Annotated in this window: 2 protein-coding genes; both read right to left on the reverse strand. The window is 69.7% G+C overall.

Annotation, left to right across the window (positions count from 1 at the left end; genetic code table 11):
- Nucleotides 1–622, reverse strand: a 622-nt coding sequence (locus WAX14_RS15930; protein ID WP_422629026.1) for an MBL fold metallo-hydrolase, incomplete at its 3' end; no start/stop codon positions are given.
- Between the two features lie 45 nt (nucleotides 623–667).
- A complete protein-coding gene (gene murI, locus WAX14_RS15935; RefSeq protein WP_422629027.1) occupies nucleotides 668–1,462 on the reverse strand; it encodes a glutamate racemase in 795 nt (264 codons plus the stop codon).
- Between the last annotated feature and the right edge of the window lie 116 nt (nucleotides 1,463–1,578).

A 1,578-nucleotide genomic window follows, 5' to 3' on the forward strand; every position in this document is an offset into this window, starting at 1 on the left:
CCATCTGGCCGGCCTCGGTACCCGACAGGTGCAGGCCCTCCGGCCGCAGGCCCGGAGCATGCGTCCACGACGCCTCGCACAGGAACAGGTCGGCGTCGCGGGCGAGTTCGACGACGGCATCGCAGACACCCGTGTCGCCGCTGTAGGCAAGCACCTCACCGTTCGGCCCGGTGATCCGCAGCCCGAACGTCTGCGGCGGATGGTTGACCTTGAACGGTTCGATGGTCAGGCCGTGTACTTCGACGGGCCGGCGGTCGTACCACTCGTGGACGTCGTAGGTATCGCTGATGTCGTCGACCTCGCCGGGATACTCGGACGATCCGACGCCGATGCGCAGCGCGGTCCCGGCGGGGCCGTAGAGCAGGGATTTCTCCGTCGCCGGGATCGGGGCCCAGCGCCGCCACACAAGCATCGCCGGGAGATCCATGCAATGGTCGGCGTGCAGGTGGCTGAACAGTACGGCCACCTCATTCGGATCGGCGTGCTGCAGCAGTTCGCCGAACACGCCGTGGCCGCAGTCGATGAGCACCGGCCGGTGGCCGTCCGCCTGCACGAGGTATCCGGAGCACGGAGAATTGGGGCCGTTAACACTCCCCGAGCAACCCAGCACCGTCAGCCGCATGAGCCCACTCTGCCACGTCCGTCACCCGGGGTTGGGGAGGTCGGGTCAAAAAGCCGAGACATGGCCGATCGACGGACCGAGGAAACGCTTGGCCAGGACGGCGAACCGCTCGGGATCGCCGGTCGCGGAGAACACCCGGCGGGCATCGCGACCGGTGTGCGGCCGCAGCAGATCCTGCTCGGTCAGCACGCGGTACAGGTCTTTCGCCGTCTCCTCGGCGCTCGACACGAGGGTCACCTCTTCGCCCATGACCAGCTGGATGACCCCAGAGAGGAGCGGGTAGTGCGTACAGCCGAGGACGACGGTGTCGACGCCCGCGGTCTGCAGCGGCTCGAGATAGCCCTCCGCCAGGCCGAGGATCTGCCGCCCGGCGGTGATGCCGCGCTCGACGAAGTCGACGAACCGCGGGCAGGCGACGGCCGTGATCTCCGCGTCGCGCGCCGCCGCGAACGAATCCTGGTAAGCGTGCGAGGCGATGGTGGCCGCCGTCCCGATGACGCCGATCCGGCCCGTCTTCGTCGCGACGACGGCCCGTCGCACCGCGGGCACGATCACCTCGATCACCGGAACGGGCGCATACCGTTCGCGGGCGTCGCGCAGGCACGCCGCGGACGCTGTGTTGCAGGCGATGACGATGGCCTTGACGTCGCGCCGCACCAGTTCGTCGCCGATCGCGAGCGCGTGCCGCCGCACCTCGGGGATCGTGAGCGGTCCGTACGGACCGTTCGCGGTGTCACCGATGTACTCGACGTCCTCGTCCGGCAGGAGGTCGATGATCGCGCGCGCGACCGTGAGCCCGCCCACCCCCGAGTCGAAGATCCCGATGGGCCGATCGCTCACCGAAGGCCTCCGTAGCCGAGGGCGAACGGATCGGCGGGCGGAGCCGGCTTCTCGTCGTCGTCCGGACGCAGCCACCACGCGGCCAGCACGCCGCCGGCGAGACCGAACAGGTGCCC

Source organism: Rhodococcus sp. (in: high G+C Gram-positive bacteria), from assembly GCF_049299235.1.
Taxonomy (GTDB): domain Bacteria; phylum Actinomycetota; class Actinomycetes; order Mycobacteriales; family Mycobacteriaceae; genus Rhodococcus.